Annotated in this window: 22 protein-coding genes; 13 read left to right on the top strand and 9 right to left on the bottom strand. The window is 62.9% G+C overall.

The window, feature by feature from the left end; translation table 11 throughout:
• Positions 1-48 precede the first annotated feature (48 nt).
• Positions 49-1380 (bottom strand): oxalate/formate MFS antiporter, encoded by a 1332-nt coding sequence (gene oxlT / locus PQR53_RS02010; protein WP_408450892.1) that lies wholly within the window; start codon positions 1378-1380, stop codon positions 49-51.
• A 580-nt stretch (positions 1381-1960) separates the two neighbouring features.
• Here oxlT and PQR53_RS02005 point away from each other — a divergent pair.
• Positions 1961-2359, top strand: coding sequence for a hypothetical protein (locus PQR53_RS02005; protein ID WP_408450891.1), 399 nt, complete (start codon positions 1961-1963; stop codon positions 2357-2359).
• A 44-nt stretch (positions 2360-2403) separates the two neighbouring features.
• Here the strand turns inward: PQR53_RS02005 and PQR53_RS02000 are convergent, their stop codons facing one another.
• Complete coding sequence (locus tag PQR53_RS02000; protein ID WP_408450890.1) at positions 2404-3261, bottom strand: oxidoreductase; 858 nt, start codon at positions 3259-3261, stop codon at positions 2404-2406.
• Between the two features lie 116 nt (positions 3262-3377).
• Here PQR53_RS02000 and PQR53_RS01995 point away from each other — a divergent pair, with 116 nt between their 5' ends.
• The gene (locus PQR53_RS01995; RefSeq protein WP_408450889.1) at positions 3378-4313 is read left to right on the top strand and encodes a LysR family transcriptional regulator; all 936 of its coding nucleotides are present in this window, start codon (positions 3378-3380) and stop codon (positions 4311-4313) included.
• A 203-nt stretch (positions 4314-4516) separates the two neighbouring features.
• Positions 4517-5290, top strand: a complete 774-nt coding sequence (locus tag PQR53_RS01990) for a glucose 1-dehydrogenase (RefSeq protein ID WP_408450888.1) — start codon at positions 4517-4519, stop codon at positions 5288-5290.
• A 108-nt stretch (positions 5291-5398) separates the two neighbouring features.
• Here PQR53_RS01990 and PQR53_RS01985 read toward each other — a convergent pair whose 3' ends face one another.
• Positions 5399-6316, bottom strand: a complete 918-nt coding sequence (locus tag PQR53_RS01985; RefSeq protein WP_408450887.1) for a LysR family transcriptional regulator — start codon at positions 6314-6316, stop codon at positions 5399-5401.
• Positions 6317-6455: 139 nt separating this feature from the next.
• Here PQR53_RS01985 and PQR53_RS01980 point away from each other — a divergent pair, with 139 nt between their 5' ends.
• On the top strand, positions 6456-7220 hold the full coding sequence (locus tag PQR53_RS01980; protein WP_408450886.1) for an SDR family oxidoreductase: 765 nt from the start codon (positions 6456-6458) through the stop codon (positions 7218-7220).
• Between the two features lie 129 nt (positions 7221-7349).
• Here PQR53_RS01980 and PQR53_RS01975 read toward each other — a convergent pair whose 3' ends face one another.
• Positions 7350-7931 carry a thioredoxin family protein gene (locus PQR53_RS01975; RefSeq protein ID WP_408450885.1) on the bottom strand — a complete coding sequence of 194 codons (582 nt, stop codon included), beginning with the start codon at positions 7929-7931 and terminating at the stop codon, positions 7350-7352.
• A 228-nt stretch (positions 7932-8159) separates the two neighbouring features.
• On the opposite strand from PQR53_RS01975, the gene PQR53_RS01970 reads away from it, so the two are divergent.
• From PQR53_RS01970 to PQR53_RS01955, 4 genes are all read left to right on the top strand, one after another.
• The gene (locus PQR53_RS01970; protein WP_408450884.1) at positions 8160-8531 is read left to right on the top strand and encodes a GFA family protein; all 372 of its coding nucleotides are present in this window, start codon (positions 8160-8162) and stop codon (positions 8529-8531) included.
• Positions 8532-8657: 126 nt separating this feature from the next.
• On the top strand, positions 8658-9398 hold the full coding sequence (locus PQR53_RS01965) for a response regulator (protein ID WP_179740336.1): 741 nt from the start codon (positions 8658-8660) through the stop codon (positions 9396-9398).
• Positions 9395-10714, top strand: coding sequence for an ATP-binding protein (locus tag PQR53_RS01960; RefSeq protein ID WP_408450883.1), 1320 nt, complete (start codon positions 9395-9397; stop codon positions 10712-10714). Before PQR53_RS01965 ends, PQR53_RS01960 begins: the two co-directional genes overlap by 4 nt.
• Before the next feature lie 300 nt (positions 10715-11014).
• Positions 11015-12058 (top strand): alpha/beta fold hydrolase, encoded by a 1044-nt coding sequence (locus PQR53_RS01955; protein ID WP_408450882.1) that lies wholly within the window; start codon positions 11015-11017, stop codon positions 12056-12058.
• A gap of 159 nt (positions 12059-12217) precedes the next feature.
• Here the strand turns inward: PQR53_RS01955 and PQR53_RS01950 are convergent, their stop codons facing one another.
• Entirely contained in the window at positions 12218-12604 is a 387-nt protein-coding gene (locus PQR53_RS01950; protein WP_408450881.1) for a hypothetical protein, read from the bottom strand.
• A gap of 202 nt (positions 12605-12806) precedes the next feature.
• Here PQR53_RS01950 and PQR53_RS01945 point away from each other — a divergent pair, with 202 nt between their 5' ends.
• Positions 12807-15008 (top strand): DNA-binding protein, encoded by a 2202-nt coding sequence (locus PQR53_RS01945; RefSeq protein WP_408450880.1) that lies wholly within the window; start codon positions 12807-12809, stop codon positions 15006-15008.
• Positions 15009-15071: 63 nt separating this feature from the next.
• Here PQR53_RS01945 and PQR53_RS01940 read toward each other — a convergent pair whose 3' ends face one another.
• From PQR53_RS01940 to PQR53_RS01925, 4 genes are all read right to left on the bottom strand, one after another.
• Entirely contained in the window at positions 15072-15881 is an 810-nt protein-coding gene (locus tag PQR53_RS01940) for an alpha/beta fold hydrolase (RefSeq protein WP_408451158.1), read from the bottom strand.
• Positions 15882-16030: 149 nt separating this feature from the next.
• On the bottom strand, positions 16031-16168 hold the full coding sequence (locus PQR53_RS01935) for a DUF3563 family protein (RefSeq protein ID WP_408450879.1): 138 nt from the start codon (positions 16166-16168) through the stop codon (positions 16031-16033).
• Positions 16169-16708: 540 nt separating this feature from the next.
• Entirely contained in the window at positions 16709-17542 is an 834-nt protein-coding gene (locus PQR53_RS01930) for a class I SAM-dependent methyltransferase (RefSeq protein ID WP_408450878.1), read from the bottom strand.
• A 142-nt stretch (positions 17543-17684) separates the two neighbouring features.
• Positions 17685-18119, bottom strand: a complete 435-nt coding sequence (locus PQR53_RS01925) for a GFA family protein (RefSeq protein WP_459251623.1) — start codon at positions 18117-18119, stop codon at positions 17685-17687.
• A 149-nt stretch (positions 18120-18268) separates the two neighbouring features.
• Between PQR53_RS01925 and PQR53_RS01920 the strand changes: the two genes are divergently transcribed.
• The 4 genes from PQR53_RS01920 (at position 18269) to PQR53_RS01905 (ending at position 23424) form a co-directional block, all read left to right on the top strand.
• Positions 18269-19351: an AraC family transcriptional regulator gene (locus PQR53_RS01920; protein ID WP_408450876.1), complete on the top strand. Its 1083-nt coding sequence runs from the start codon at positions 18269-18271 to the stop codon at positions 19349-19351.
• 240 nt (positions 19352-19591) lie between these two features.
• The gene (locus PQR53_RS01915; protein WP_408450875.1) at positions 19592-20146 is read left to right on the top strand and encodes a (2Fe-2S)-binding protein; all 555 of its coding nucleotides are present in this window, start codon (positions 19592-19594) and stop codon (positions 20144-20146) included.
• A gap of 11 nt (positions 20147-20157) precedes the next feature.
• Positions 20158-21162 carry an FAD binding domain-containing protein gene (locus PQR53_RS01910; RefSeq protein ID WP_408450874.1) on the top strand — a complete coding sequence of 335 codons (1005 nt, stop codon included), beginning with the start codon at positions 20158-20160 and terminating at the stop codon, positions 21160-21162.
• A gap of 24 nt (positions 21163-21186) precedes the next feature.
• Entirely contained in the window at positions 21187-23424 is a 2238-nt protein-coding gene (locus PQR53_RS01905) for a xanthine dehydrogenase family protein molybdopterin-binding subunit (RefSeq protein WP_408450873.1), read from the top strand.
• Positions 23425-23439 lie beyond the last annotated feature (15 nt).

Here is a 23439-nt window from a genome sequence, read left to right as displayed (position 1 = left end):
CGGGACGTTATGGGGTTTTTGTCGCGAGCTGCGTGCTCGCGTTGTCATTCATTCAGATGGGGCGCTGGACGACGGGTGCAGCCGCGCTTCGGCGAGAACCGCGCCGGCTGGCGCACCCGAGTTCTCGATCCAGCGCTTTCTCATGGGGGCGAGGATGAACTTCGCGGACACGGCGGCCGCGATCGACACCACCGCCGCCGAGATAAACACGGTGCTCCAGCCGCCGTTCGCGGACAGCACCGATGCGATCGGCACCAGCATCGACGCCGTACCCTTCGCGGTATAAAGCGTCCCCGCATTGGCCGCGGCGTATTTGCTGCCGAAGGTGTCCGCGCAGGTCGCCGGGAAGATCGAGAAGATTTCGCCCCAGCACAGGAACACGGCAGCCGCGAAGAACATGAAGGCGTACGGGTTGTGGCCGAACTGCATCAGTCCGAGCAGCGCGACGCCTTCGCCGAGAAAGATCATGAACATGGTGTTTTCGCGGCCGATGCGGTCCGACAGAAAACCACACAACGGACGCGTGAAGCCGTTGCAGAGGTTGTCGATCGACAGCGTCATCGTGAGCAGCGGCAACGTGACGCCCAGCAGACTCACCGGCAGCTTGGCAAAGCCGTATTCCTTCGCGATCGGCCCGAGTTGCGCGGTCGCAATGATGCCGCCGGCCGCGACGAACACGAACATCAGGTACAGCACCCAGAACAGCGGCGAACGGATCATCTCGCCGGGCGTGTAGTCGATCTTGCTCGAGACCACGCGTTTGGCCGCGACTGCGGTGGCGGGCGGCTTCGGCCGTACCAGCATGATGGCGAGCAGCAGAATGCAGACGCCCTGAAAAATGCCGAAGAACATGAACGTGTACTCGTAGCCCGAGCGCTGAATCATGTTGGCGATTGGAATCACCGTAACGGCAGCGCCGGCGCCGAAACCCGCAGCGGTCAAACCGGCCGCGAGACCGCGCTTGTCCGGAAACCATTTGAGCGCCGTGCCGACGCAGGTGCCATACACGCAACCCGCGCCGATGCCGGCGATCACCGCCGCGACGTAGAGTTCGGCGAGACTGCTCGCATGTGCGTTGATGATCCAGCCGAGCGCCGCGCACAGCGAACCGCCGATCACAACCGGGCGCGGCCCGAACTTGTCGACGAGCCAGCCTTCAACGGGTACGAGCCAGGTTTCCGTGACGATGAAGACCGTGAACGCGGTCTGGATGGCCGCCTGGCCCCAATGGTGGGCGTTGTCCATCGGCACGACGAAGAGCGTCCACGCATACTGCAGATTCGCGACGAGACCCATGCATACGATGCCGATCGCCAGTTGCACCCAGCGGTTTTGCCTGAACGCTGTACTGCCTGTTCCGGGTACGGTGGAATGTCCCATGTCTTTCGTCTCCTGTAGATTCCGTCGTGCTCGAACGGCACGTTGGACTTACGCGATCGAATTGCTTTATCGCCGGTTTTTGTGCGGGCAATGAAGCACCATTGGTCGGCCAGCGGGACTTGCACTAACGAAAACCCTTACTCGTTGCTCGCGCAACTACCGGGTAAGAAGGTGCTTCGCGTGGAGCGCGTCTGAGGGGATGCTGCGCGAGAAGAGTGATAAGTGAAAGTTAAAACATTTTATGATTTGTATTCGGCATCCCTAATAGATAGGGTTTGCCCTTTATGTTGACGCTCTCGCTGAGCGCGATGGGCTGTGTGCCAATTGAAAGTCTTCAAGGAGGTGGGGCGGTGCCGGGGTTGCTGGCGCGCGGTTCGATGAACTGTGTCTCGCGCAGCATGTAGTCGCGCTGAGGGCGCATTGAGGCGGGTTGCTTAGGCATGCCGGAATTTCGCCGCGGCACTAGCGGGGAAAACGATATATAAACAAAACACTATGGTTTTTCGAAAAAACTTTAACTATTGTTTATTCATGCGCGCTCCTATTCTTGGTCCATGCCATTTGCCTGAAGGAGACGACCATGAACACGTCCCAGTTCGATGCTTGCGACAATGCCCATGACGCGGAGATAGAGGCGCAACTGTGCGCCTACAACTGCGCGTTCGACGAACTCGGCCTGCGCTTCCGCTGGGATGCGCGCACGCTGGCGCTGCTTGCCGTGATCGACGGTGAGGAGGCGCGGATTGCCGCCTACATCGAAGCGCACCATGCGCACTTGCTGAAAGCCTATAGCGCCGGATTTCTGAGCCGGGTCATTCTGGAGAGGAAAAACGCTCGCTATCCTGCGTGCTTGCCGACGCGCGTCGAAAGCGCGCCGCATCCGGGCCACGTCGACCACGTGGCGCATCAGTCCCAGATGAACAGCCGGCGCGAGCGCGTCGCGTACGAGGTCGAGTTGCCGGCGCTGGCTGGTGTTTAGATGCGGGTTTAGACGCGGCAACCACCTCGCCGATCTGAAAGCGATCAGGCCGAAAAATCAGTCGATGCCGCCAACGTCCTCCAGGTTTCGGTTTCCTGCGTGACATACGCGTTCTTTTCGGCGATGGCCTTCAGCGTATCGGTGCCTAGCGGCAGCCGAAGCGGAGGTGTTTGTGCGTCGACCAGTTCGACCATGGCGGCCGCGAGCTTCTCCGGGTTGCCCGGCTGGTTGTGGTTCAGGCTGGTAGCGATCCGGCGAACGTTTCCCGACGTCTCGTCGTAGTCCGCGATTACGTTCCCGGCAACCACCAGCGAGGACGCGTCCAGGAAGTCCGTGCGGAAGTATCCAGGCTCCACGACCGTTGCGTGGATGCCGAGCGGCTTCAGTTCGGTATGCAATGCCTCGGTCAAGCCTTCGACGGCAAACTTGGTCGAACAGTAAGCGCCGAATCCGGCGGCGGACCGATAGCCGCCGATCGACGACATATTGATGACGTGGCCGGTCCGCTGCGCGCGCATTACCGGCAGCACGGCGCGCGTGATATTCAGTAAGCCGAACACGTTCGTGTCGTACATGCGGCGCACATCGGCATCGCTGGACTCCTCGATCGCGCCAAGCAAACCGAAACCGGCGTTGTTGACCAGTACGTCGATCCGGCCGAATCGTTCGACTGCGGCCTGAACCGCAGCCTTCGCCTGCGCCTCGTTTGTCACGTCCAATGCCACGGGAAGGAGCGCCGGCGAATCGCCGAAGCGCTCGGTGATCGCCGCGACATTGCGGCCGGCGGCCACGACCGCGTTGCCGTCGGCCAGCGCCGCTTGGGCGATCAGGGCACCGAGACCACGCGCCGCGCCGGTGATGAACCACACGCGCTTGAAGCCATTTTTCGTGTTGCTGACCATGGTGTTTCTCCTACGTTTCGAGTGACAGTGAACGAATAATAGGGAAGGCCATTGGCACAAACTAGACGCCGCCTGGTAGACTGATAATCAACTTTTATTTGCGAATCAGAGCGGCCATGAACGAAGTTCGCGCGATTACGATATTCGTCCGGGCCGCGGCGCTCGGAAGCTTGCGCAAGGCGGCCGTGGACCAGGGGATCTCGCCGCAGGCCGCAAGTCACTCGGTGATGCAACTGGAAAAGGAATTGGGTGTACGGTTGTTTCATCGAACCACACGCAAGCTCAGCCTGACCGAGGAGGGGCAAGGGCTGCTGGATAGCGTGAAACCTGCGTTGGCCATTCTGTCGTCGGCACTCGACGACGCCCGGCGCTCGAAAGACGAGATTGCCGGGCCGCTGCGGGTGAGCGCGCCAAGGGCGGTCGGGCACACCGTGTTGTGGCCTTATTTCATGGAATTCGCCGAACTGCACCCCAATGTGCAAGTGGACGTGCAGTTCGACGACCACTTCACCGACCTTGTCAGCGATCGCGCCGACGTCGGCTTTCGGGGTGGATCTCCACCGTCGGGCGGAACGATTGCGCGACGGCTCCTGCCGATTCAACTGATCGTTTGCGCGTCGCCGGCGTATATCGAGCGGCATGGCGCGCCGCGGACCATCGACGAACTCGACGGGCACCGTTGCACCGGCTATCGGCGGGCCAATACGGGCAAGCAGGCTCCGTGGGAATTCCTGATCGGCGACGAGATCGTCTATCGCGACGTCGCCACAACCTTATGCGTCAATGACACGGACGCGGAGACCCAGGCCGTGCTGGCTGGACTCGGCATCGGTCAACTCGGCAGCTTTTCGGCGACCTTGCCGATCAGACGTGGTCAACTCGTTCCGCTGCTCGTCAAGCATGTCACGCAGCGTGAGGCGATCTACATCTACTATCGCCATCGCACCGAGCAGCCGCTGCGAGTGAGGACGTTCATCGACTTTATGGTCGGGCGCCTCGCGGGGAACAAGGATTTCTATCTGGAGCCGTCGGAACTTCGTGCTGCGCGTTGAGCGATTCGGATAGTGACGCTGTGTATCGGGCTCAAGCAAGTATGTAGACCCTGGCGCGCGAATTGGCCATTGCGCCACCCATGCAACCGCTGCGAACAAAATGATGTCCAACACGTGCAGCCTGAAAGCAGTCATCCAATGGCTGAGCGCGCCGGACAGTGCTGAATCGAAGTCGGACGAATTAGCGTCGAAGAGGAGTTGAGTTGAACAACAATCTGAACCTGTTTGATCTGTCGGGGCGTCGAGCGCTGGTTACCGGCTCGAGTACCGGTATTGGCTATGCGCTTGCCAGAGGATTGGCCGGCGCCGGCGCTGAAGTCATTTTGAACGGCCGTAATGCGCCGCGGCTGGCGGAGGCCGTTAGCCGTTTGCGTGAGGAAGGAGCCACGGTTCATGCGGCAAGTTTCGACGTGACGTCGGCCGCTGAGGTCGACGCGGCGATTGCCGGGATCGAGCGCGACATCGGGGCGATCGACATTCTCGTCAACAACGCGGGCATGCAGCGTCGCGCGCCGCTCGAACAGTTCTCCCATGCGCAATGGGAAGAACTGATGAAGACCAATGTCGACAGCGTGTTCCTGGTCGGCCAGGCCGTCGCGCGGCACATGATTGCCCGCAAGCGCGGGAAGATCGTCAACATCTGTTCGGTGCAAAGCGAACTGGGCCGTCCCAACATCGCGGCGTACACCGCGAGCAAAGGCGCGGTAAAAATGCTGACGAAGGGCATGGCGATCGACTGGGGGCAGCACGGCATTCAGGTCAACGGCCTCGGGCCGGGCTACTTCAAGACGGAGTTGACCGAGGCGCTCGTCAAGGATGAAACGTTCAGCAACTGGCTGATAGGACGCACGCCGTCGCGGCGTTGGGGTGATGTGGAAGATCTCGTCGGCGCCGCGATCTTTCTGGCGAGCAACGCTTCGAACTTTGTGAATGGTCACATTCTTTACGTAGATGGCGGAGTGACCGCGACGCTGTAGTGCGCCGAGCGGATTCGGGCTAACGGTGGCATGTTGCAACAAGCGGGTGAACCTCCCGCTCAAAGCAGATAACAGGCAACAGGCCGCCTCGTTCAAGGAGGTCCGCGCTCAATCTCCGTCAGCCCGATCCCACGGCGGCACGCCGCCGAACGCATCGGCCAGAAAATCGACCATCGCACGTATCTTGGCGCTCAGATGCCGACGGCTCGGATACAACGCGAGTACATCGATGTCAGGCAAGCGATACGCCGGCAATAGCTGAACGAGCTTGCCGGCACGCAGGTCGTTGCCGACCAGAAACGTGGGTTGCCAGATCACGCCTTGTCCGGCGAGCGCCGCGGCGCGTGCCGTATCGCCATTGTTGGAATGCATGTGGCAGTTCACCTTCACGGCGTGAGACTTGCCCTCACTGTCGGCCAGCTGCCACTCGTCGCCCGTGGCCGCATACGAGTAGCCGATGCAGCGATGCTCGATCAAGTCGGCCGGCGCTGCCGGATATCCGCAGCGCGCCAGGTAGTCGGGTGACGCGCACAGGATATTTCTCGATGTGGCGAGCTTGCGGGCTGCGTGGCTAGTCGAACCGGCGCGTGAGATGCGAATGGCGAGGTCGTAGCCTTCATCGACGATATCGACGACGCGGTCGATCAACGCAACGTCGAGTTCCACTTCGGGATACTTCCGCATGAACGCGGGCCACAGCGGCGCCAGGTGCAGAATCCCGAAGCTCACAGGCGCGTTGATGCGCAACCGCCCGCGCGGTTCGACCGATGCGGATGACACGAGCCCCTCCGTCTCGGCGACGTCGTCGAGAATGGATTTGCAGCGGGCGTAAAAGGTCTCGCCGCCCTCGGTGAGAGAAAGCGTGCGTGAGGTGCGATTCAGCAGCCGTGTGCCGAGATGCGCTTCCAAATCGTTCACGTAGCGGGTGACGTTGGCGGGCGACGTCTCGAGCGCATCGGCGGCGCGTGTGAAGCTGCCGCGGCTCACCACGGTCACGAAGACTTCAAAAGCGCGCAGCCGATCCATGCCCGTCTCCGATCATTCACAAATGATGAATGATATACCCATGTTTTATGCCTTCCTGTGCATACGGCTGAAGCCTATATTCCTTCTCATGGACCAAGGCATCGGGCACTGGCCAACCAACTGCAGTAGGAGATTGAACATGCAACGCTTGACAGGAAAAGTCGCCATTGTGACGGGCGCGAGTGCGGGAATTGGCCGTGCCACCGCCAAACTGTTCGCCGCGGAAGGCGCAAAAGTGGTGATCGCAGCGCGCCGCGCGGCTGAACTTGAAACGCTCGCTGCCGAGATCGTCAGCGAAGGTGGTGAGGCCGCGTTTCTGGCGGGCGACGTGCAGTCGGAAGACTACGCGAAAGCATTGGTCGAGCTTGCCGTCAGCCGCTTCGGCCGGCTTGACATTGCTTATAACAACGCCGGTACCTTGGGCGAAATGGGCCCGACCACGAGCGTGTCGGAGGCTGGCTGGTCGGCTGCATTGGCGACCAATCTGACGAGCGCGTTTTTGGGCGCGAAGCACCAGATCCCCGAAATGCTGAAGCACGGTGGTGGATCGATCATCTTCACGTCGACCTTCGTCGGCTACTCGTTCGCTTTTCCGGGCACCGCGGCATACGCCGCGAGCAAGGCCGGTTTGATCGGTTTGACGCAGGCGCTCGCCGCGGAGTATGGCCCGCAAGGTGTGCGCGTCAACGCCATTCTGCCCGGCGCCGTGGACACCCCGATGTATCGCGACATGAACGACACCGCCGAATCGCAGGCCTTCGTAACCGGCTTGCATGCGCTCAAACGGGTCGCTCGGCCTGAAGAACTCGCCCGCTCGGTGCTTTATCTTGCATCCGATGATTCGTCTTTCGTGACAGGTACTGCGTCACTGGTTGATGGCGGCGCATCGATTACGCGCACGTGAAGCCCTTGATGGCGCCCACTATCAGGGGCGCTTTGTTTTGACGAAAACGTCGACGCCGGCCGTTTGCGCCGGGGTCGACGATCGCAATGTCGTGTATCACCGCGACGCATCGATCCATTGCGCCACCCATCACGAGTTTTCCGCCAGCAAGGCCTTGATCTTCGCCTCGGTCTGTTCGTAGTCGCCTTCGCCGAAGTGCGTATAGACCACGTGCCCTTTCTTGTCGACCAGATAAAACGCTGGCCAATACTGGTTGCCGTAGGCGTTCCACGTTGCATAGCGGTTGTCCTGCGCGACCGGGAACGTAATGTCGAAGCGCTTGATCGCCTTCCTGACGTTGTCCGTCTCGCGTTCGAACGGATATTCGGGCGTGTGGACGCCAACCACGACCAGACCCTGGTCCTTATATTTCTGATTCCAGCTCTTTACATAGGGCAGCACGTGGATGCAGTTGATACACGTATAGGTCCAGAAATCGACCAGCACAACCTTGCCGCGCAATTGCTGGAGAGTCAGCGGATCGCTATTGAGCCATTTATCGATGCCGGTGAATTCCGGTGCGGTCGCGTCGTTGCTAATCAGGTTTGCTGTGGGGGTCAAGGCCGCGCTGGCCGCCGGACTTGCAACGAGCGTTGCGATCGCGGCGGCACTGGCTGCCACGGTAGCGGCGAACAGAGCGACGGCCGTGGTGGTTTTGAGGCGGGAGAGCATATCAGCGTCCTTTTGATGAAAGGGAAGAGCCGGGCGTGGATCGGGACGTCGTGCCGGGCATTCCCGTAGTGGGCATGGCTACATTTGAACGCCCGTTCGTATCTGGCTTGTGTCGCCGGGGCGGCTCCGGTGCAATGTTTTGTGTCGGAGGGACACACGGATACATTGGGATACAAAGCGCCGCGCGGACTGGGCTATAAAGCAGCCATGCCTACTCCGGAGCGCCACATGAGTACCGAAATGCTGCAAGGGTCCTGCCACTGCGGGACCGTGAAATTCGAAGTCCGCACCGATGTCCTGCCTGCCTCGCGTTGCAATTGCAGCCTGTGCCGCCGCAAGGGCGCGCTGATGACGCCGCCGTTCGCCGCGGGTGAACTGAAGATCCTGCAAGGCGAGGAAGCGCTGACGCTCTACCAGTTCAATACACGCACAGCGAAGCACTACTTCTGCAAGCACTGTGGCATTTATCCGTTCCACCAGACGCGTAAGGATCCGCAGCTCTGGCGCGCCAACATCGGTTGCCTCGCCGGTATCGACCCGTATACGCTGGAGGCCAGCGTGGCCAATGGCGCCAGCCTGTCCGTCGTGGAGGATGCATGAGACGGCTCATGGCGATTCTCGCCTTTCTGGCGGGCGGATTGGCTGCCGAACTGGCGCATCCCGTGCAGTGTTCGCTGATCAACGTGACCCGGGTGCGCGTGAATCGTCGAAAGGACTGATGCCTTGATGGAAAACACCGACCACGTGCTGATCGTCGACGACGATCGCGGCATCCGTGAACTGCTTGCCACCTACCTTGAGAAGAACGGCCTGCGCGTTTCGCTGGCCGCGAACGGCCGCCAGATGCGTAGCGTCCTCGAGCAGGGCGCACCTGATCTGATCGTGCTCGACCTGATGCTGCCCGGCGAGGACGGCCTCGTGCTGTGCCGCGAATTGCGCGCCGGCAAGTTTCGCGCGGTGCCGGTCTTGATGCTGACCGCCCGCAGCGAGGAGGCCGATCGGATCGTCGGGCTGGAAATGGGCGCCGACGATTACCTCTCCAAGCCGTTTGCGGTGCGCGAACTGCTGGCGCGCATCCGCTCCGTGCTGCGCCGCGCGCGCATGCTGCCGCCCGGCATGCAGGTGACGGAAAGCGCACCGATGATCGGCTTCGGCGATTGGCGGCTCGACACCACCGCGCGTCATCTGCTCGACGCCGAGGGCACCATGGTGGCCCTGAGCGGCGCGGAGTACCGCCTGCTGCGCGTGTTCCTCGATCATCCACAGCGGGTGCTCACGCGGGATCAACTGCTCAATCTGACCCAGGGCCGCCAGGCCGATCCGTTCGACCGGTCGATCGATCTGCTGGTCAGCCGCTTGCGGCAGCGCCTGCAGGATGTGGCGCGCGAGCCGCGTTACATCAAGACGCTGCGCAGTGAGGGCTATGTGTTCTCGGCGGCCGTGACCATGATCGAAGGCGACTCATGAAGCTGAATGCCTTACTGCATTGGCCACGCTCGCTGTTCGCGAGGCTTGCGCTGATTCTCTTTGTCAGCCTTGCGCTGGTGCAAACGCTATCGGTCTGGCTCACCATGACGGAACGGGACCAGAACATGAATAACGTGATGATGGGATACATCGAACGTGAGGTCACCAGTTCCGTCGCACTGCTCGATCATTTGCCCGCTGACGAACGCGCCGCATGGCTGCCGAGGCTCGCGCGGCGCACCTATACCTTCGTTCTGGGACCTGGGGTCGCCGGCGCGCCGCCGGATGCAGCGCTCTCGGAGAGGGTCGCGCAATCCATCGCGGAGGGTATCGGCAAGCGCTATCCGCTCACGGTCAATGCCGTGCCGGGTGAGCCGGATCGCCTGCAGGTTCATTTGCAACTGAGTGACGGTGCACCGTTGACGATCGATTACCGCCCCATGCCCGGCGCACCGCTGTCGCCGTGGTTGTCATGGGTGCTGGTGCTCCAACTGGTCGTGCTGGCCGCGTGCTGCTGGCTGGCGGTACGGCTCGCGACCCGGCCGTTGAGCCAGCTGGCGCGAGCGGCCGATACGCTGGGCCCGGACCTGAAGGCGGAGCGCCTGCCCGAAGACGGACCGGACGAAGTAGCGCGCGCCGCGCGGGCGTTCAACGCCATGCAGGACCGCATCAGGATGGTTATGACCGAGCGCTTGCAGATCCTCGCGGCGATTTCGCACGACCTGCAAACGCCGATCACCCGCATGCGTTTGCGCGTCGACGTGATGGACGACAGTCCGCAGGGCGCAAAGCTGCAGCAGGACTTGCAGGAAATGGAAACGATGGTCAAGGAAGGCGTGACGTACGCGCGGACCATGCACGGTGCCACGGAAGCGCCGCTGCGCATCGATCCGGATGCGTTATTCGACAGTCTCGTGTTCGACTACGTCGATGCCGGCAAGGATGTCCTGCTGCACGGGCGAATCGCTAGCGCGCTGGTCACGCGTCCTCAGGCGCTGCGCCGGATCGTGGGCAACCTCGTCGATAACGCGCTGAAGTTCGGTGGGGCGGCCGAGATCAGTGTCGCCGCGTCGCAGGACGGGCGCGTGACGATCTCGGTGCTCGATCGCGGGCCGGGTATTCCGGCTGAATCACTGGAGGCGGTGTTCGAACCGTTCTATCGGCTGGAAGGATCGCGCAACCGCGGAACCGGAGGGACCGGGTTGGGCCTCGCGATTGCGCGGCAACTCGCCCTGGCGATGGACGCCGGGTTGTCCTTGCATAACCGTCCCGACGGCGGCCTTGAAGCCAGACTCGTGTTGAAAAGCGTCCGCTAGATTCCTGTAGTCCGACAGGCACACTGATTGGATTGCGCTGGATGCCGCGGCTTTTCGTCGATGAAAAACAAATCTCCCTCGTCGCCTCTGTATCGCAATGTATCTGCGCCGTGGGTAATTACATAACGTTGCACTGGCCCGTCTCGCGGACACAAGCCAGATACGTCCGCGGGTTCTAATACTTTCAAGCCCAGATTGTGTGGCTTCGCCAGTCAGGCGGTGAGCCTGATCAACATTCATCGAGCGCATGTGCGAATCGCGCACTGCGCGTGTGGGGCTAATCTTTGAGGAGAATCAGCGATGCCGGACCAGATCAATATTCGACGTCGTCGTCTGCTTGGGACGACCGTTGCAGGTATCAGTTTGATGGAGTTGGGCTTGAGCGGACTCGCCCACGCGCAGTCGAACAGCGCGGCATCCAATCCGAAAACGGCGGGACAGGTCGCTTCATTCGGCACCATCCGCCAGGTCAACGCCGGACCACTCAGTATCGGTTATGCGGAAGCAGGCCCGCGCAACGGACCGGTCGTGATCCTGCTGCACGGCTGGCCCTACGACATCTACAGCTTTGCTGAAGTCACGCCGTTGCTTGCCGCCGCGGGCTATCGGGTCATCGTGCCGTATCTGCGCGGCTATGGTTCGACGCGGTTCCTGTCCGCGGATACGCCTCGCAATGGTCAGCAGGCGGTGGTGGCCGTCGACATCATCGCGTTGATGGATGCGTTGAAGATCGACCAGGCGATCTTTGGCGGTTTCGATTGGGGCGCGCGCACGGTCAATATCATTGCCGCGTTGTGGCCGCAGCGATGCAAGGCGATGGTGTCGGTGAGCGGTTATCTGATCGGCAGTCAGGAAGCGAACCGAGCCCCGCTGCCGCCGAAGGCCGAGCTGGCCTGGTGGTATCAGTTCTATTTCGCCACGGAACGCGGCCAGGCGGGTTATGAAGCGAACCGCCACGACTTCAACAAATTGATCTGGCGTCTCGCATCGCCTAAATGGAATTTCGACGACGCGACGTTCGATCGCTCGGCGGAGTCGTTCAACAATCCGGATCACGTCGCGGTGGTGATTCGCAACTATCGCTGGCGTCTGGGGCTGGTCAAAGGCGAGCCGCAATACGACGAACTCGAAGCGCGCCTCGCGAAAGCGCCGACTATTTCCGTTCCGACCATCACGATGGAAGGCGATGCCAACGGCGCACCGCGTCCTGAGCCGGCCGCCTACGCGAAGAAATTCACCGGCAAGTATGCGCACCGGAATATCGACGGCGGCATCGGACATAATCTGCCCCAGGAAGCGCCGAAGGCATTCGCCGACGCCATCATCGACGTAACCCGGCTTTAACCGGAGTGGACGCGGACCACGAGACGCACCCGATCAGGATCGCGTTGCGCCATCACTCGCGGTGGTCCGCTTCTTCGACCTCCATTTGACCGCTTTGAGGCGGCGGCCGGCCACGCCGCTAAGCGCCAAGAGGCCGGCAGTGCAGCCTTATGTCCTGCGTTATGCCCTTTTAGGCAGCGCGGATTTCCCGCCCCGTTTGCGTGGTTTCGGCTCGACACCCACGCGTGGGTCGCGCGCAAGCACGAGCGCCGTCATCCTTTCCACACTCGGTTCAAATGCCGGATCGTCTTGCGGCACATACAGCCATTTTCCGAGCACCGGATGAGGCCGCAAAGCAGGCACTTCTCCAATCAGCGCGCTGTGACGATCTTGCGATGTGCACACCAGCAAGCCATTCCACGGCTTCTCGCGATCGGCCGCGATCAGACACAACAGGCCATCGATATAGGCGGCATCGCTGCCGAACATCCGTTTGTGAACGTAGGTTGAATCGCGCTCGAATGCGTCGAAGATCCAGATGAGCGAGTTGCGGATGGCAGAGGGCATTGGCGGCGTCAAATCCTGGACAGTAGGACGAAGCCAAGCTTACCTGGTTTCGCAAGCCTTGGCAGACCGTGGCGAAGTCACGGCCTTCCCGCCGACGTGGTCTGAGCGAGCCCGGCGCTCGTTTCATCGGGAATATGGCCGAATGGAGTAACGTATTGGGTACTCTATTTGCTAGTACGTCACAATGAGCTTTGAGGCGCTTATGTCCACGGATGCAGAGACAATCACGGATGAACTGATCGCGGGGATTGCGGATCGTATGGTCGAAGAAGGCCAGAAGGTCTCCCCCGTGACGATCTGGCCGGAGGTCCCCGGCGGGTCGATTGTTGCCATTGCGGCGGCCTTGCAACGCTGGCGCGAAGCGCGACAGCCTGACATCCCTCACGCGCAGGTGCTGGGCACCTTGCCGGAGCACATTGCCGAAACCATGCTGAGCGCCGCGGATCGGCTCTGGATGGCCGCCCAGGGCGAGGCTGACAAGGCGGTCAGCCAGCATCTGAGCGCAGTGAATCAACACCTCGATACCGCCCGCCTGGAACGGGACGAGGCGCTTGCCGAGTATCAAAAGATGCTTGAGGAGCTCGAATCGAGCCGTGAGCGGCATATTGATCTGACGAGTGCGCTCAGTGCGGCGGAGGAGTCGGCTACACGACTTAGGGCGGAACTTTCAGCCGCGTCAGGCCGGGCCGAAGCCGCCGAGGCGCAAGCGGAGGAGCTGGCGCAGCGTGTCTCGGTGGAACAGGCCGCGCTGGAGCACACGAAGGCGGAACTCGACGAGGAACGCAAGGCGCGTGAAGAACTGGCCGCGGCTGTTACGAACCAGAACGATGAGATCGCGCGGATGACGCTGTCGCTTGACGCGGCGCAGCAGGAGATCACCTCGTTGGGCTACGACTGTCAGGCGAAGTCGGCCGAGGCGGATAAAGCGTTGCAGGCCGCCAGCGAAGCTTCGGCGCGCGCGGAAGCGGCTACGGCGCAGTCAGAAGAGCATCTCGCGCGGGTGGCCGCGCTGGAGGGTGAATTGGGCGACGCGCATGTTTCGCTCGAGGCCGAGCGCCGCACAAACGCGGCGCGCAGCGAAGAAGCGTCGCTTCAGCTTGAAGAATTGCAGCGGGTTACCCAGGAACTCGAGGCGGCGCGGGAGCAGGTCAGCGCCCTCACGGAGGCGAAAGCGGCAGTGAGCGCTGAATTGGCTCAGGTTGCGAAGGACGCGTCGGCGGCGAGCGCCGAACTGGCTCGGGTATCGCAAGACGCCTCGGCGGCCAGGGAGCGGGCGGAGGCCGCCGAGCAGCATTCGGCGACTTTGCAGCAGCGCCTCGTCGAAATCGAGCAGGCGAAATCGGCCGAAGCGGAACGATGGGCGCAGGAATCCAGCGTGGTGTCATCGCGCGCGGAAGCGGTCGCGGCGCAGGCGAACGAGAGCCTTGCGCGGATCGCTGCGCTGGAGGCCGAACTGATCGAGACGCGCACTGGACTCGCAGCCGAACTGTCTGAGACGCGCACGCGACTCGCAGCCGAACTGAATGAAACGCGCACGGGACTCGAAGCCGAACTGAATGAAACGCGCACTGCGCTCGAAGCGGAGCGCCGGACCAGCGCGGCGCGGGGCGAGGAGGCGTCGGTCCAGCTCAACAAACTGCAGCGTGTGGCGCGGGAGCGCGAAGAGGCGCGAGAACAGGTGAGTGCCATGACCGAGGCGAAAGCGGCCGCGATCGCCGAACTCGACAAGGTCTCGCAAGAGGTGGCTACCGTGAGCGCTGAACTCTTCAAGGCTTCGCAGGACGCGTCAGCCGCGAAGGAACGGGCGGAGGCCGCTGAGCAGCACGCGGCGACGTTGCAGCAGCGCCTCGCGGAAGTCGAGCAGGCGAAGTCGGCCGATGCGGAACGATGGACGCAGGAGGCCAGCGCGGCTTCGTCGCGGGCAGAAGCCGCCGCGGCCGAGGCGAACGAAAGCGTCGCGCGGGTCGCCGCCCTGGAGGCTGAACGGGATGAGGCGCGCGCCGCGCTCGCGGCGGCGCGTCAGGCGGCGCGTGGCGAAGAGTCCGCGACCGCGGAAGAGATCGCCGAGTTGCAACGCCAGATCTCGGCACAGGCCAAAGCGCACGAGAAGGCCTTCAACGAGCTTCGCACGATTGCCGAACAGTGGGTGGCGCATGCCAAGGACCTCAAAGGTCGACTCGGTTCGGCCCAGGAAAAATTATTGTTCATCGACTCACGCAGCACGGGAGAAGTGGCGTTGATCCGGAAGCTTTCGTCTGAACTTGAGCGGCTTAAGCCTGATAGTGAGCTGGTCTCCCGGGACATGCAGCAAAAACTGATCGGCGCGACGATGGCCGAGCGGCTTTCGCAGAAGGGTTATCGGTATGACCCGGCGACAGCGGTTATGTCGAAGCTCGAGCGGTGAGGTGCGTGGGTCCGGGTTCTCAAGAGGTGGGCTTCGCCAATCCGCAGAAGAGAGGCGACTCATTCAAGCCGCCACTTCCGACTCGACGATATGCCGGACGATGGTCGCGTTGACTTTGTCTGCATGCGTGAGCGGCCCCATGTGTCCCGCGCCCTCGACGATCGCAAGACGCGCCGCGGGCAGCAGCATCGGCAGCCGCTCGGCAATCGCGCGGGTCGGAACGGGCGCGTGCTGGCCGCGCATGATCAGCGCCGGCACACGCAGGCTCGTGTACGCGCTTGCGGGCGTGCGTTCGTCGAGTAACGCGCGGAAGTCGAGCGGCGCCTTCGGCGCCCAGCGCGTGAGCGCGGCCTGCACCGAGGGCCGCAGCGCTTCCCATGAACCCCCGCCGCCCCAGTAATCAACGAACGAAGCCGCCGCGCCTCGATAGTCGCCACAGCTCACGCCTTCGGCGGTGCGCTTCGAGATCGCGATGATTTCCGCAAGCGCATGCGCTCCATGCGCGCCCATCACCTTCAGCAGATGAAATGCCGAGGGCTCGTAAAGCGTGAGGCTCGCGATGCGTTCCGGCCGCTCCACGGCCGCGCGCAATGCCACGCCGCCGCCATATGAGTGGCCGACCAGATGGACCTTGCCGCGCGTGGCGTCGATGATGCCGATCGTCCTCGCCGCCTCGTCGGCGAGCGTGAACGCGCGCTCGCCGCTCCACGGGCCCGTGCTATCGCAGCCGTAGTGCTCGGGCGCGACGAACGCGTGGCGCGAGCCGAGGGCCTCGCCGAGCTTGCGCCATTGCGCCGCTCCAGAGCCGGAGCAATGCAGTGCGATCACCGTCGTGGCGGGAGAGATGAGTTGCGATGCGGTGGTGCTATTCATGTCGTTCATGGAACTCAAGGTTGGGCGCTCGGCTACCGGACCGGGGAATCTCAACGATCGGTGCGGTGCGGGCAACTGGCTATGATCGGGACGCCGCGCGCATGATTCGGTATCCAGACTGATCGGTGCGGGCGCGTTGATTTTTCGTCTCAGCCGTCAATGTCCATCGCATGCATACGGCGTTCGAGTTCGCCGAGGTCGACGGCGGACGCGAGGTATGCGTCTCGACGGCTGTGTTCAGCGCGTTCGAGCGCCTTTCTCAGCAGCAGGAAAAGGTAGATGAACATGATGTCCTCCAGTCGGTGACCTGGTCGATTTCGTATCAGCGCGAAAGGCGCGATACGCGAGTTCCAGGCGTGCATTCGGTGCGGGTGCATCCGGTTCGGCGGATGGCCTCGTGCTACGACTGGACGCTGGGTATCGCAGAGTCCGTGCCACATTGCAGCAAGCTATGTCTGGCGCGCGTTGAGCGGCTTTGAGAAGCGGCGAAGCGGGCGCAACGTCGGAGCGCGGCCAACACGTTATGGAGCGAAAGTTGGGCTGGGATCAACACTTAACGGCGAAGCGTGAATGCCTGTGTTCGGCCCATCCCACGAGCAGACTGCTTCGCCGCGCGCGGACGCAGCGAAGCCATCAAGCTCGGGGCAACGGCATCTAAACAGACAAGCCAAGCGCCGACAAAGCGAACCGGACACTGAAGAAACACACTGATGAGCACAGCGGCACGGCAACCAGCACCGAGCCATGCCGAAGACCCATCAGACAGGCCAAAAACCAGAGGCGCAAGCCGGCGCTGACCAAAGCGGCGACGCTACGCCTGACCTTGTTCATGATCGTTCCACCACGACTTCGAGGTACTCGCTGGGAAGGACGAGTGTCGAATCGCCCGACCGGTTGTGGCTCCCGATCAACGTCAACAGATCGCCGAGCAGCGCCGCCTGCCGCTCACCCTCGAGTGCGGCAAACGCCTTGTTCACCGGCCCGTAGTACGTGCGGAACACGTCCATGAAGTGCGCCGGCGAACGGTAGCGAAACGTGAAATGGCGCCTGTTCGCGACGATCTGCCGGGCGTGGGCGTCGAACAGCGCGTGCAGTCGCGCCTCCGTGCCCCAGAGCGCTGGCGACACCACGCCCGCGGGCGGCGTGAGGTACTTGCCGATTGTCTTGAACACCTGCCCGATGAAGCTCTCCGGCGTCCAGTTGGCGAGACCGATCCGGCCGCCCGGCTTGCACACGCGCGCGAGTTCGGCCGCAGCCTTCTCCTGATCTGGCGTGAACATGACGCCGAATGTCGACATCACGACATCGAACGAGGCATCGGCGTACGGCAGCGCTTCGGCGTCCGCTTCCTGGAACTGCACCGGGAGCCCTTCCGCTTGCGCACGCGCTCGCCCCGACTCCAGCAGTGAGGCGACATAGTCGGTGGAAATGACGTCGCACCAGCGGCGCGCGGCGGCAAGCGTCGCGTTGCCGTTGCCCGCGGCAACGTCGAGCACGCGGCTTCCGGCGCGCAAGTCGAGCGCTTCGCAAAGATTCTCGCCGACGATCTGCAGCGTGGTGCCGACGACGGCATAGTTGCCGGTTGACCAGGTGGCCTGTTGACGAACCTTGATGGCAGCGAAGTCTGTGACGGGCGAGAAAGAGGAATCGACAGCGGACATAAAAAACTCCTGAAAGGCAAAAAGGGCAGCAATGCGGGAATGCATGGTTTTGCTGCCTGTGCTGGCGGCGCCGCGAATTTGCACTTCGAGCATGTCCGCGCGACGATCGGGCAAGTCAAAAAACTGATCCGTGAGGTGGCGGTTATTCAATGACGCTAATGCCGGAGCCGCCCATTTCGCGCGGCAGATCTTTTAATTTGGGCAGGCCGTCGTTCATCGGAAGGACCGACTCCGGGTAGTGAACATGCACACCCGCTTCATACGGGAAATCCGCTATGACGGCGGCGTACACATCGACGAGGCCGAGTCCCGGGTGCGCTGTAAAGAGATGTCCACCGCACGACCTGCACCATTTTCGGTAGCTGTGCGCCGTCTTGTTGTAAGTGCCGATATCATCTGCGCCGCGAGTCACGCGCAACGCTTCAGGCTTCCAGAGCGTGAACGCGTTGACGGGGCCGCCCGACCATTGGCGGCATGACTCGCAATGGCAATAGCCCATTCCCGCCGGTTCTCCGCTCACCGTAAATTGCACGGAACCGCAAAAGCATTGACCACGATAGGTATTTGCGTGACTCATGTCGGTATCCTGATGATGTGTTGATCGAACATTCCACGGTTCGTTGTCGTGGGTTCGCCTGAGTGCTAGTATCGGGACGCAAGCTGCATTGATATATGACCAGGCGTCCAGATGTTTTGCGCAGGACGCCGAAATTGATGGACGCTTTCATGGATGCTCTTTCGGACGTCCTTCGCCACGTGCGTCTGGGCGGAGCGGTTTATCTAAACGGCGAATTCACGGCACCCTGGTGTGTTGCCGGCGAAGCGACGCCGGCGTTGTACGCCACGTTTCTGCCGCGCGCCGAACGCATCGTCTCTTATCACCTCATCACAGAAGGAAGCTGCTGCGCACGCCTCGTTGACGATCCCTCTTTTTCGATCCGCGTCGACGCGGGAGAGCTTCTGGTCGTGCCGCAAGGCGAAGCGCATCTGATGGGCAGCTCGCTCGAACTCGCGCCCGCGCCGTCGGACGAGATGCTGTCGAGGTACCTGAAAACCACACCGGGCGAAGTGATGGAGTTGAGCTACGGCGGTGGCGGAGCACGCACGCGTCTCATTTGCGGCTTTCTTGCCTGCGACGATACATTGACGAATCCGGTGCTTTCGGCGCTGCCACGCATCTTTAAGGTGGACATGCGCAACGATCCGCAATCGGCGTGGCTCGAGTCATCGTTAAAGCTCGCGGCCGTTGAAGCGGGCGAAGGGCGCGTGGGCAGCGCGATCGTGCTCGCGCGTTTGTCGGAGTTGCTTTTTGTTGAGGCCGTGCGGCGTTGCATCGACGCGCTGCCCGACGATCGCAAGGGCTGGCTGGCGGGCGTCAGCGATCGTTACGTTGGCCGCGCGCTCGCGCTGCTGCACGCGCAGCCCGGGTACGGCTGGACTGTCGACGAACTCGCGCGCAAGGCAGGCCTCTCGCGTTCGGCACTGGCGCAGCGCTTCACGCAACTGCTTGGGCAGCCGCCGATGCAGTACCTGGCGCGCTGGCGTCTACAGATCGCGGCGCAGGAGTTGCGCAACGGGACGCGCTCACTTGCGGCCGTCGCGGAGCGGGTTGGGTATGAGTCGGAGGCGGCGTTCAACCGCGCTTTCAAGCGCGAATTTGGCATGCCGCCCGCCAGTTGGCGACGCAGCCATGAAATCGCTGACGGCCGGGAATCGATCTCCAGTACTGACAATTTCAGCGATCTCCCAATCGACCCAATTGCAACGGGTTCCGTTTCGTCGGCGCAAACGCAGCCGGTATGCCGCTGACCAGGGCGTTTCCTGCCGGCCGCGACGCACACTCAATCCTCTGATGTTCAGACGCCAGCTCTGCGGGCATTGCGCTTGCTGCGGTGTCGCTTGCGCGTGCGTGATGCAAGCTCGACGCTCGCCCCCGAACGCCCCCACGACCTGGTCATCAATCGCCACCAGGCCGCGTTTTCTGCTTCCGTCCGCCATGGGCGCGCCGATTCTGGCCGCTCGTGTCGTGTCGTGCCATGAGGAGAATGCATGATGCAACAGACCGCTTCCCCCACTCACACCCCGCAACAGCGCGCTGAGCGCGACGCAAACCGAACCGCTCTCCCGCCTTCCGCCAACCCGACGATGTCAGTCGAGCTGACAGTCAACGGCAATGCCTACAAGCTGTCGCTCGATCCGCGCACCACGTTGCTGGACGCGCTGCGCGAGCTCCTGCACCTCACCGGCACCAAAAAGGGATGCGATCACGGCCAATGCGGCGCGTGCACCGTGCACGTGAACGGTCGGCGCGTGAATGCATGCCTGTCGCTGGCCGGCACTCACACCGGCGACGAAATCACCACCATCGAAGGGATTGGTGAGCCCGATGCGCTGCATCCCATGCAGGCCGCGTTTGTAGAATGCGACGGCTATCAGTGCGGCTATTGCACGTCGGGCCAGATCATGTCCGCAGTCGCGCTGCTCGATGAAACGGTCGGACCCCGCGATGCCGAAGTGCGCGAAGCGATGAGCGGCAATCTGTGCCGCTGCGGCGCCTATCAGAACATCGTCGCGGCGATCCAGCGCGTGCGCGGCCAGGCCTGAGGAGTGCCATCATGGAAATGTTCCAGTTGTCGCGCGCCAACGGCGTGCATGAGGCGATCGCGGCGGGCGCGGCCGGGGTAACGGCGCAGCAAGGCGCACAAGTGCGCTTTCTCGCCGGTGGCACGACCTTGCTCGATCTCATGAAGCTGAACGTCGAACGGCCGGCGCGTGTGATCGACATCAGCCGGCTGCCCCTAGACCGTATCGAAGCGCTGCCCGACGGCGGCGTCAAAATCGGTTCGACCGCGAGAAATGCGGACCTGGCGTTGCATCCGCTGATTCGCGAGCCGTATGCGGTCTTGTCGCAGGCGCTGCTTGCAGGCGCGTCGGCTCAGTTGCGGAACATGGCGACGACCGGCGGCAATCTGCTGCAACGCACGCGCTGTGTGTACTTTCGCGACACCGCGATGCCATGCAACAAGCGCGAGCCGGGCTCGGGCTGTCCCGCGATCAACGGCTTCAATCGCACACTCGCGATTCTGGGCACCAGCGACGCCTGCATTGCCACGAACCCATCTGACATGAACGTCGCGCTGACCGCGCTCGACGCGACGATTCACGTCGAAGGGACGAACGGCGCGCGCAGCATCGCGATTGACGACTTCTTCCTGTTGCCTGGCGCGACGCCGCAGCGCGAGAACGTGCTCGACGCAGGCGACCTAATCACGCACGTGACACTGCCACCGCTGCCGGCGGGCACGCACACGGTTTACCTGAAGCTGCGCGATCGCGCGTCGTACGAGTTCGCGCTGGCGTCGGCTGCCGTGGTCGTGACGCTCGACGGTGGACGCATCCGGCAGGCGCGTATTGCGCTCGGCGGCGTCGGCACCCGACCATGGCATGCGCTCGAAGCGCAGGCGCTGCTGCAAGGCGCGACGCCCGACGCCGCGATCTTCCGCAAGGCCGCGGACGCCGCGCTCGCGAACGCGAAGCCGCAAAGCCAGAACGGCTTCAAGGTCGAGCTGGCGCGCCGCTGCATCATCCACGCACTGACCCAGGCTACGGCCACGACCTGAATCGCCGATCGAGAGGAACGCACCATGTCTACCATGCCCGACTCCGTGCTGTCCGTAATCGGACGGCCTCATGCGCGTGTCGAGGGACCGCTGAAGGTCAGCGGCAGCGCAACCTATACCTCCGACGTGGACCTGCCGGGGCTGCTGATTGCCGTGCCGGTGTGCAGCACGATCGCGAGCGGCCGGCTCACGTCGCTCGACGTCGCGGGTGCCGAGGCGATGCCCGGCGTGCACGCGGTACTGCATCGAGGCAACATCGGCCGCTTCTACCGACTCTCCGGCAACTCGATGGAGACCGGCTATGTCGACGAAGCCCGGCCGCCCTTCGAGGACGACATCATCCGCTACTACGGCCAGTACATCGCGGTCGTGATCGCTGACACTTTCGAGGCGGCCAGCGCGGCGTCCGCGGCGATCAAGGCCGGCTACGAGATCACGCCACATGATGTGCGCGGCGAGCTCGAGCCTGACGACAAGCCCAAGGTCGAGAGCGAGCGCGGCGACCCGGACGGCGCGTTCGACGCCGCGTCGGCGACGCTCGACGCAACCTACGTGACGCCGACAGAGACCCACAACCCCATCGAACTGCACGCGACCATCGCGCAGTGGGACGGCGAAAGCTACACGTTTTACGAAACGACCCAGGCCATTACGGTCCACCTCGGCACGCTGTCGCAGATGCTCGGCGTGCCGAAGGAAAAGATCCGCGTGATCTCCCGTTACCTGGGATCGGGCTTCGGAGGAAAGCTATGGATGTGGCCGCACTCTCTGCTCGCGGCCGCGGCGGCGCGCCAGACCGGCCGGCCCGTGAAGCTGGTGGTGAGCCGCAAGATGATGTTCCAGAATGTCGGTCACCGCCCCGTGACGCAACAGCGCGTACGGCTGTCAGCGCAACGCGACGGCAGGCTCACCTCGCTGCAGCACGACTACGTCAACCACACCGCCATCGCCGACGAGTACCAGGAAGGCTGTGGCGAAGTCACGCCGCTTATCTATAGCACGCCGAATCTGCGTGTGACGTCGGGCCTCGCGCGCCGCAACGTCGGCTCGCCAACCTCGATGCGCGGCCCCGGTGCCGTGCCCGGGCTGTATGCGATCGAATCGGCGATGAATGAACTGGCGCAGGTGCTACACATGGATCCCGTCGAATTGAGGTTGCGCAACGAACCGCGCGTCGACGAAAGCACGGGTTTGCCGTTCTCGTCACGACATCTCGTCGAGTGTTTGCGCACTGGCGCTGAACGATTCGGCTGGTCACAGCGGACGCCCGGCGTCGGATCGATGCAGCGTGACGGGCTGACCTTGGGCTGGGGTGTCGCCGCCTGTGTCTGGCCGGGGATGCGCTTTTCGGCTGCCGCGGACGTCGATCTTCGGGTGGACGGCAGCGCCCGGGTGGTGTGCGGCACGCAGGACATCGGCACCGGCACGTACACGGTGCTTGCGGAACTGGTCGGTGAGGAGACCGGGATTCCACTCGAGCGCATCGAGGTCGGTCTCGGCGATTCGGCGTTGCCGCTGGGACCCATTTCGGGTGGCAGCGCGGCGACGGCGTCGGTCATTCCCGCGGTGCTCGACGCGGTGCGTGCGGCAATCAAGCTGGTGTTGTCGCGCGCGGCGGCCGTCGACGGTTCGCCGTTCAAGGGCGCAGATGAAGAAGGGCTCGCATTCAGTGCGGGTCACGTTCATCGCAAGGGCGAAGCATCGGAGCACGGCGTGCCGTTCGGTCAGATCCTCGAAGCAGCGAAGATGCACGCGGCGTCAGGCAGTGGCAGTGCGAAGGGCGGCTTCGACGATCCGCTCAAAAAGCGCTTTTCCATCTATTCCTACGGCGCGCACTTCGCCGAAGTCACGTGGCAGCCGGAGATCGCACAGTTGCGCGTCAGCCGCGTGGTCACGGTGATCGATGGAGGACGCATCGTCAACCCGCGCGCTGCCCGTAACCAGGTTGAAGGTGCGGTCGTGATGGGGGTGGGCATGGCACTGTTCGAGCACACGATCTACGACCGGCAGACGGGCGCACCGATCAATAGCAACCTGGCCGATTACATCATCGCGTCGAACGCGGACACGCCCGAACTCGACGTGACGTTTCTCGATCATCCGGACACCGTGTTCAATGAACTCGGCGCCAGGGGGATTGCGGAGATCGGCCTTGCGGGCATAGCGGCCGCGATTACCGAAGCGACCCATCATGCAACCGGCGTGCGCGTGCGGAAGTTGCCGATCATGATCGAAGATCTGCTCGCCGCGGAAATTGCCTGAGCGCGGACGTCGTCG

Source organism: Paraburkholderia fungorum (assembly GCF_046027605.1).
Taxonomy (GTDB): domain Bacteria; phylum Pseudomonadota; class Gammaproteobacteria; order Burkholderiales; family Burkholderiaceae; genus Paraburkholderia; species Paraburkholderia fungorum_F.
This window is presented reverse-complemented; position numbering and strand designations above follow the sequence as displayed.

Excerpts from the sequence above, each read along its gene's own strand:
- oxlT (WP_408450892.1), bottom strand. The coding sequence starts at position 1,380 with ATGGGACATTCCACCGTACCCGGAACAGGCAGTACAGCGTTCAGGCAA.
- PQR53_RS02005 (WP_408450891.1), top strand. The coding sequence starts at position 1,961 with ATGAACACGTCCCAGTTCGATGCTTGCGACAATGCCCATGACGCGGAG.
- PQR53_RS02000 (WP_408450890.1), bottom strand. The coding sequence starts at position 3,261 with ATGGTCAGCAACACGAAAAATGGCTTCAAGCGCGTGTGGTTCATCACC.
- PQR53_RS01995 (WP_408450889.1), top strand. The coding sequence starts at position 3,378 with ATGAACGAAGTTCGCGCGATTACGATATTCGTCCGGGCCGCGGCGCTC.
- PQR53_RS01985 (WP_408450887.1), bottom strand. The coding sequence starts at position 6,316 with ATGGATCGGCTGCGCGCTTTTGAAGTCTTCGTGACCGTGGTGAGCCGC.
- PQR53_RS01980 (WP_408450886.1), top strand. The coding sequence starts at position 6,456 with ATGCAACGCTTGACAGGAAAAGTCGCCATTGTGACGGGCGCGAGTGCG.
- PQR53_RS01975 (WP_408450885.1), bottom strand. The coding sequence starts at position 7,931 with ATGCTCTCCCGCCTCAAAACCACCACGGCCGTCGCTCTGTTCGCCGCT.
- PQR53_RS01970 (WP_408450884.1), top strand. The coding sequence starts at position 8,160 with ATGAGTACCGAAATGCTGCAAGGGTCCTGCCACTGCGGGACCGTGAAA.
- PQR53_RS01965 (WP_179740336.1), top strand. The coding sequence starts at position 8,658 with ATGGAAAACACCGACCACGTGCTGATCGTCGACGACGATCGCGGCATC.
- PQR53_RS01960 (WP_408450883.1), top strand. The coding sequence starts at position 9,395 with ATGAAGCTGAATGCCTTACTGCATTGGCCACGCTCGCTGTTCGCGAGG.
- PQR53_RS01955 (WP_408450882.1), top strand. The coding sequence starts at position 11,015 with ATGCCGGACCAGATCAATATTCGACGTCGTCGTCTGCTTGGGACGACC.
- PQR53_RS01950 (WP_408450881.1), bottom strand. The coding sequence starts at position 12,604 with ATGCCCTCTGCCATCCGCAACTCGCTCATCTGGATCTTCGACGCATTC.
- PQR53_RS01945 (WP_408450880.1), top strand. The coding sequence starts at position 12,807 with ATGTCCACGGATGCAGAGACAATCACGGATGAACTGATCGCGGGGATT.
- PQR53_RS01940 (WP_408451158.1), bottom strand. The coding sequence starts at position 15,881 with ATGAATAGCACCACCGCATCGCAACTCATCTCTCCCGCCACGACGGTG.
- PQR53_RS01935 (WP_408450879.1), bottom strand. The coding sequence starts at position 16,168 with ATGTTCATCTACCTTTTCCTGCTGCTGAGAAAGGCGCTCGAACGCGCT.
- PQR53_RS01930 (WP_408450878.1), bottom strand. The coding sequence starts at position 17,542 with ATGTCCGCTGTCGATTCCTCTTTCTCGCCCGTCACAGACTTCGCTGCC.
- PQR53_RS01925 (WP_459251623.1), bottom strand. The coding sequence starts at position 18,119 with ATGAGTCACGCAAATACCTATCGTGGTCAATGCTTTTGCGGTTCCGTG.
- PQR53_RS01920 (WP_408450876.1), top strand. The coding sequence starts at position 18,269 with ATGGATGCTCTTTCGGACGTCCTTCGCCACGTGCGTCTGGGCGGAGCG.
- PQR53_RS01915 (WP_408450875.1), top strand. The coding sequence starts at position 19,592 with ATGATGCAACAGACCGCTTCCCCCACTCACACCCCGCAACAGCGCGCT.
- PQR53_RS01910 (WP_408450874.1), top strand. The coding sequence starts at position 20,158 with ATGGAAATGTTCCAGTTGTCGCGCGCCAACGGCGTGCATGAGGCGATC.
- PQR53_RS01905 (WP_408450873.1), top strand. The coding sequence starts at position 21,187 with ATGTCTACCATGCCCGACTCCGTGCTGTCCGTAATCGGACGGCCTCAT.